Consider the following 6,797-nt stretch of genomic DNA (forward strand, 5'->3'; position numbering starts at 1 on the left):
CAGCGGAGTCGCGCCCGGACTCTGGCCCGGCGGATTTTTCGCAGCGGCTGCAGGTTGCGATGCAGACATGGCCGTAGTCTCAAAGAGCAGCGGATTTGATCATCAGATTAAACCATTGGATCAAGTGTTCTCATCCGCACACCTGTCAAATTGATCAAATCATCAAAGTCTGGCTGAAACCTCAGACATACGATCAAAGCGTGAAGCGCTTCAAAATGCCATCAAGCATTTTTAATCAATGGTTTGAGCGCTGATCCGAGCCACCCCGCGAGCGCTCGCGATCACTGGCACGCTCGATGCAATCTCACCGTCATGACGTCAGGCCAAGACCTGATCACCGGCATCGCTGAAAGCGGGCCGTCGCGAGACTGGAGAGAGAGATGACCGTCGTTTCCCTGTATGTCGAACGGGCCGCCGAGCCCGCAGATCCCAGCGCCCAGCAGCGTTACGTCCGTCTGCGCGAGCACCGGCCGGACGGCTTCGTGATCTTCGATTTCGCGATCGGCGATCCCGGGCTCGCCTGCGAACTGATCATGCCGATGGCCGCGTATCGCGAGTTCTGCGCCAGCAATCAGGTCGTCCACCTGAACGATGCCCAGGCCGCGCAGATCGATGCCGATGCGCTCAAGTGGCGTTACGGCCAGCCCGGCATCAGCGAATAACAACAAACCCAATCTGCGAGGAGAGACCATGACTGTCGAGATCAGGACCAAGAGCGTCAAGCCGCTGACCAACAGCTTCGGCCATCTGCAGCGCCGCTTCGGCGACAAGCCGGCAACCCGCTATCAGGAGGCGACCTACGACATCCAGTCGTCGGCCAACTTCCACTACAAGCCGCTCTGGGATCCGGAGCGCGAGATGTTCGATGTCCGCCGCACGGCGATCACGATGAAGGACTGGTACGCGCTGAAAGACCCGCGCCAGTTCTATTACGGCAACTACACGACCACCCGCGCCAAGCAGCAGGACGCGCTGGATCGCACGCTGGATTTCGTCGAGAAGCGCGATCTGCTGCGGGCGATGCCGGCCGATACCCGCGCCTTGATCGAGCACGCGATCGTGCCGCTGCGCCATTACGAGTGGGGTGCGAACACCAACAGCGCCCATGTCGCCGCCTATGCCTACGGCACGGCGGTCACCTCGCCGGCGATGATGAACACGATGGATCGCCTCGGCATGGCGCAGCACATCTCGCGCATCGGTCTGTTGATCGACGGCAACAGCGGCGAATCGCTGCTCGCCTCGAAGACCACCTGGACCGACCACGCAGACTGGCAGCCGCTGCGCCGCGAAGTGGAACGCATGTTCGTCACCCGCGACTGGTTCGAGGTGTTCATCGCCCAGATCCTGGTCGCCGATGCGCTGGTCTATCCGCTGTTCTTCCAGCATCTGGATTCGGCGATCGCCGCCGGCAACGGCTCGGCGCTGTCATCGCTGACCGACTACCTGATGCGCTGGTACGAAGAGACTGGCAAGTGGGTCGACGCGGTGATCAAGACTGCCGCCGCCGAGAACCCGGAGAACAAGGCGCTGCTGTCCGGCTGGACCGTGACCTGGCGTGATCGCCTGGTCACCGCGCTGGCGCCGATCGCGCAGAGCACGCTCGGCAACCAGTCCGAGGACGCGCTTGCTGCCGTCGTTGCCGCCTTCAATACCCGGGCTGCAAAGCTCGGCCTCAGCGTCTGAATCAGGACCGACTCCACTCATGGCAACCACCAGCACCCAGCCGGTCTTCATCGCGCTGCAAGCCAACAACGACACCATGCCGATCATCGAAGCGATCCGGCAGGACAACCCGAATGCCGTCGTTCACGAATACCCGGCGATGGTCAAGATCGATTGCCCGGGACGCCTGGTGATCAAGCGCACCTCGGTCGAGGAGCATCTGGGCCGCGACTTCGACCTGCGCGAAATCCAGATCAACATGATTTCGATCGCCGGCAATGTCGACGAATCCGAAGACGAATTCACGCTCGAGTGGAAAACGGCCTGAGGCCGTCATTGACCACTCCATTTCGAACCCACCAATCTGTCTGCTGAAGGAGGAAATCCATGGCTGCTGAAGGCAATGCAAAGCCCGCGAAGAAACTGAGCCTCAAGGAAAACTACGCGCTGCTGACGCGCGGGCTCGGCTGGGAACCCAGCTACGAGAAGCAGGAAGAGATCTTCCGCAACATCAGCTTCGAAGGCATCAAGATCCACGACTGGGAAAAGTGGGAAGACCCGTTCCGTCTGACCATGGATGCCTACTGGAAGTACCAGGGCGAGAAGGAGCGGAAGCTCTACGCGATCGTCGACGCCTTCCAGCAGAACAACGGCCAGTTCAACGTCACTGACGCCCGCTACGTGCAGGCGCTGAAGATCTTCATCAACGGCATCACCGAACTCGAGTACGACTCGCATCGCGGCTTCAGCATGCTGGCGCGCGAGTTCCCGGGCGTGGGCCCGCGCATCGCCGCGCAGATGCAGTCACTCGACGAACTGCGCCACGCGACGACGCAGATCCACACGATCAGCCAGTACGCGAAGTACTTCACCGGCATGAACGAGTTCCCGTACCAGTTCGATCGCGCCTGGTATCTGTCGATTCCGAAATCGTTCTTCGAGGACGCCGTCACTTCCGGTCCGTTCGAGTTCATCGTCGCGATCAGCTTCGCGTTCGAATACGTGCTGACCAATCTCGCCTTCATGCCGTGGATGTCCGGCGCAGCCTTCAACGGCGACATGGCCACGGTCAGCTTCGGCTTCTCGGCACAGAGCGATGAGGCACGGCACATGACCCTCGGCATCGAGGTGATCAAGTTCCTGCTCGAGCAGGATCCGGCCAACGTACCGCTGGTCCAGAAGTGGATCGACAAGTGGTTCTGGCGCGGCTATCGCCTGTTGTCGCTGCTGGCGACGATGATGGATTACATGCTGCCGAAGCGGGTCATGGCCTGGAACGAGGCCTGGGAAATCTATTACGAGCAGAACGGTGGCGCGCTGTTCGCCGATCTTGCCCGTTACGGCATCAAGCCGCCGACTCGTGCGCCGGAAACCATCGCCGAGAAGGGCCTCGTGGCCCATCAGATGTGGAGCGTGTTCTACGCCAACCGCGATGCCGTCGGCTTCCAGATGTGGCTGCCGTCCGAGGAGGAAATGGACTGGATGTCCGAAAAGTATCCGGACACCTTCGACAAGTACTACCGGCCGCGCTACGAGTACTGGCGCGAAATGGAAAAGGCCGGCACGCCGTTCAAGAACACCACACTGCCGCAGCTCTGTCAGGTCTGCCAGTGGCCTTGCCTGTTCACCGAGCCGAACGATCCGACGACCTTGTCCCTGCGTGAAACCGAATACAAGGGCGAGACCTTCCACATGTGTTCGGACGGCTGCAAGGACATCTTCGACGACACGCCGGAGAAGTTCGTGCACGCCTGGCTGCCGGTGCACCAGATCTATCAGGGCAACTGCTTCCTGCCCGATGTCGACCCGACCGCGCCTGGCTTCAACCCGATGTACGAAGCGCTGCGCTACATGGGCATCAAGCCCGGTGTCGACGGCGGTGATTTCAAGGGTAGTGCCGATGCGACCAACTGGGAGAAGTGGACGTCACGCCCGGCGAACATCCACGAAGGTGCCTATACCGATGCCGTTCGTGACACCGGCAATCAATCCGACGTCGCCCGCAAAGCAGTCTGAGAACCGCCCATGCCCGTCTGCAATGTCATCGTCCTGAAAGGCCATCCGCAAGCCACCTTGAAGCAGTTGGTGGTGGAGTGCTCGGACACGCTGGCCCGGATCATCGGCGCACCAAAGGATCGGCTCGAAGTCTGGGTCACCGAAGTGGAGCCGGCGCTGTGGGGCCTCAATGGCCGGCCCGGTGACGAGGTGCTGCAGACGGTCGCGCGCAGCGAGATCGAGATGCCGTTCATCCGCATGGTGCTGCTGCAAGGGCGGCCGGTCGAGCAGCATCACCAGCTGATCGCCGAGATGACGGCGGTCGTCGCCAGAGTGCTCGGCGCCAATGCCGAGCGCGTTCGCCTGCAGATCGACGAAGTGCACCCGGATCGCTGGGGCATTGGCGGCGTGCCGGCGAGTGTGCGGCGAGCGGCAGAGATCGCGGCTCGCGCAACAACCGCTTGAAGCCATCCATCACGCACTTGTCCCCCAGGCAAGTGCGCTACGAACCATAGAGGAAATCAGTCCATGCCCATCAAGGCCATCACGCCGGATTATCACGGCGATTTCAGGGACAGCGTCGACAAGTTTCGCGGCAACCAGATCGTCAACATCCATTGGGAAAAGCACCTGATGTTCGCCTGGCCGATGTGCGTGCCGCTGCCGCCGACGACGCCGTTTGGCGCGCTGATCGAAGGCGTGCTGCCGGGCATCTTCGGCGCCCATCCGAACTTCAAGCAGATCGACTGGAGCCAGGTCGAGTGGAAGACCTCGAAAGGCCCGTTCAAGCCGGACCCGGCGAAGTCGCTGGTCGATAACGGCATCGGCCACAAGACCACGATCAGCTTCAGCACGCCGGGGCTCACTGGCGTCAATGGCAATGCGATCTGCTGATTCGTAGGGCGGGCCACGCCCGCCATGTCCCGATTCATTTGCGCCGTGGCGGCGGCCGCGGGCCGCCCTACGACTCCATTAGAAACATTAAACGCCAGACAAGATGAGCTACGAACTCACCATAGAACCGCTCGGCCAGACCATTTCGGTCGAAGACGAGCAAACCATCCTCGACGCCTGCCTGCGCGCCGGTATCTGGCTGCCGCACGCCTGCTGTCATGGCCTGTGCGCAACCTGCAAGGTGCAGGTGGTCGATGGCGACGTGGAGCATGGAGATGCCTCGCCGTTCGCGCTGATGGATTTCGAGCGTGACGAGCGCAAGACGCTGGCCTGCTGCGCCACCTTGCAATCGGACGTCACCATCGAAGCCGATATCGACGAAGAACCGGATGCCGAAATCATTCCGGTGCGTGACTTCGAAGGCAGCATCAGCCGCATCGAAGACCTGACGCCGACGATCAAGGGCATCTGGGTGCAGCTCGATGAAGCGATGCATTTCCAGGCCGGCCAGTACGTCAACGTGACGATCGGCGAGCTCGGCTTCTCGCGGCCGTTCTCGCTGGCCAATCCGCCCGCCACCGGCAGCGAGATCGAGCTGAACGTCCGCATCGTGCCCGGCGGTGTCGGCACCGCCTGGCTGCATCAACAATTGCAGGTCGGTGATCGCGTGAAGATCGCCGGGCCGTATGGCCGCTTCTTCGTCCGCAAGTCGGCGAGCAGCCCCAGCCTGTTCATGGCCGGCGGCTCGGGCCTGTCGAGTCCGCGCAGCATGATTCTCGATCTGCTCGAAGCCGACAGCGATCAGCCGATCACCCTGGTCTACGGCCAGCGGTCGATGGCCGAGCTGTACTACCACGATGAGTTCACCGCACTGGCGGCGAAGTACCCGAACTTTACCTACGTGCCGGCACTGTCGAACGAGCCGGACAGCAGCAACTGGTCCGGCTTCCGCGGCTTCGTTCACGATGCCGCGAAGGCCCATTTCGACAACGACTTCCGTGGCCACAAGGCCTATCTCTGCGGCCCGCCGCTGATGATCGATGCCTGCATCACCACCTTGATGCAGGGCCGTCTGTTCGAACGAGACATCTATCAGGAGAAGTTCCTGTCGGCGGCCGATGCCCAGCAGGTGCGCAGCCCGCTGTTCAAGAAGATCTGAAAAGCGGGCTGACCCGGGCTTAACGCGGCCCGGTGCGCTCTGCACACTCGATGAAGAACGACGAAGCCAGCAGAGCTTCGCGAACGAACGGTTCGAGGAGACCTGATGACTGTGCAAACCACCGCCGCGGGCGCCACCGTTGCGCCTGCCGTCACTCGCCTGACGGCTGACGACGACGCGCTGCGTCACTACTGCAGCGCCGGCGAATTCCCGGTGCTGGTGATGACCGCCGCGCATCTATCCGGTGATGCCTCGCTGCTGAAACCGGAGTGGACGCCGACCTATCAGCTGGCGAGCTATGCCAGCCAGCTTTCCGCAGAAAAAGAAGCCGCCGGCCGCGCGCAGTGCTTCGAGGTGCTGCGAGCTTTCCGCGACAGCGGCAAGCCGGTTCCGGGCCGTCCGGGCTATGACTTCATGCAGGCAGTGCTGGTCTGGATCTGTGGCCGCGACGCCGAGCCGCTGCAGCGCCTGCTCAACGAGCAGATCGTGTTCGGTGATGACGATCCGCAGCGGCCGGCGTGGACGAAAGCTCAGCTCGCGCCGGATCGCGCGTTTCACGTGGTCATCGTCGGCGCCGGCGAAAGCGGCCTGCTGACCGCGCATCGCCTGAAGCAGGCCGGCGTGCCGTTCACGATCTACGAGAAGAACGGCGAGGTCGGCGGCACCTGGCTCGAGAACAGCTATCCCGGCTGTCGGGTCGACATCAACAGCTTCATCTACAGCTACACCTTCGCGCAGCGTATCTGGCCGGAGTACTTCGGTGCCCGCGACGAGGTGCTGGCTTATCTGAAGGACTGCGCAAGCCTGCTCGGCCTGCGCGAGCACATTCGTTTCAACAGCGAAGTGCTGGCGACGACCTGGGACGAAGCCGCGTCGCAATGGACGATCAAGCTGCGTGGTCCGAACGGGGAAGAGACGCGACTAGCGAATGTCGTCGTCAGCGGCGTCGGCCAGTTGAACCGGCCGAGCTGGCCGAACATCGAAGGCCGTGATTCCTACGCCGGCCAGCACTTCCATTCGGCGCGCTGGGATGTCTCGGTGAATCTCGAAGGCAAGCGGGTCGGCGTGATCGGCACCGGCGCCA

General features: G+C 62.2%; 8 protein-coding genes. All 8 read left to right on the plus strand.

Annotation, left to right across the window (positions count from 1 at the left end; all coding sequences use genetic code 11):
- Positions 1–380: 380 nt before the first annotated feature.
- A complete protein-coding gene (locus tag QZY06_RS06650; RefSeq protein WP_295681905.1) occupies positions 381–662 on the plus strand; it encodes a phenol hydroxylase subunit in 282 nt (93 codons plus the stop codon).
- A 28-nt stretch (positions 663–690) separates the two neighbouring features.
- Complete coding sequence (locus QZY06_RS06655) at positions 691–1,686, plus strand: aromatic/alkene monooxygenase hydroxylase subunit beta (protein WP_295681907.1); 996 nt, start codon at positions 691–693, stop codon at positions 1,684–1,686.
- Between the two features lie 19 nt (positions 1,687–1,705).
- A complete protein-coding gene (locus tag QZY06_RS06660; protein WP_022976859.1) occupies positions 1,706–1,993 on the plus strand; it encodes an MmoB/DmpM family protein in 288 nt (95 codons plus the stop codon).
- Between the two features lie 59 nt (positions 1,994–2,052).
- Positions 2,053–3,681, plus strand: coding sequence for a YHS domain-containing protein (locus QZY06_RS06665; RefSeq protein ID WP_295681911.1), 1,629 nt, complete (start codon positions 2,053–2,055; stop codon positions 3,679–3,681).
- Between the two features lie 9 nt (positions 3,682–3,690).
- The gene (locus tag QZY06_RS06670; RefSeq protein ID WP_295681914.1) at positions 3,691–4,125 is read left to right on the plus strand and encodes a tautomerase family protein; all 435 of its coding nucleotides are present in this window, start codon (positions 3,691–3,693) and stop codon (positions 4,123–4,125) included.
- 63 nt (positions 4,126–4,188) lie between these two features.
- Positions 4,189–4,554 carry a phenol hydroxylase subunit P4 gene (locus tag QZY06_RS06675; protein WP_295681917.1) on the plus strand — a complete coding sequence of 122 codons (366 nt, stop codon included), beginning with the start codon at positions 4,189–4,191 and terminating at the stop codon, positions 4,552–4,554.
- A gap of 103 nt (positions 4,555–4,657) precedes the next feature.
- Positions 4,658–5,713, plus strand: a complete 1,056-nt coding sequence (locus QZY06_RS06680) for an NADH:ubiquinone reductase (Na(+)-transporting) subunit F (RefSeq protein WP_295681920.1) — start codon at positions 4,658–4,660, stop codon at positions 5,711–5,713.
- Between the two features lie 105 nt (positions 5,714–5,818).
- Positions 5,819–6,797: NAD(P)/FAD-dependent oxidoreductase (locus tag QZY06_RS06685; RefSeq protein ID WP_295681924.1), on the plus strand; the 979-nt coding region annotated here is incomplete at its 3' end.

The sequence above is a fragment of the uncultured Nevskia sp. genome (assembly GCF_903885465.1).
GTDB lineage: Bacteria > Pseudomonadota > Gammaproteobacteria > Nevskiales > Nevskiaceae > Nevskia.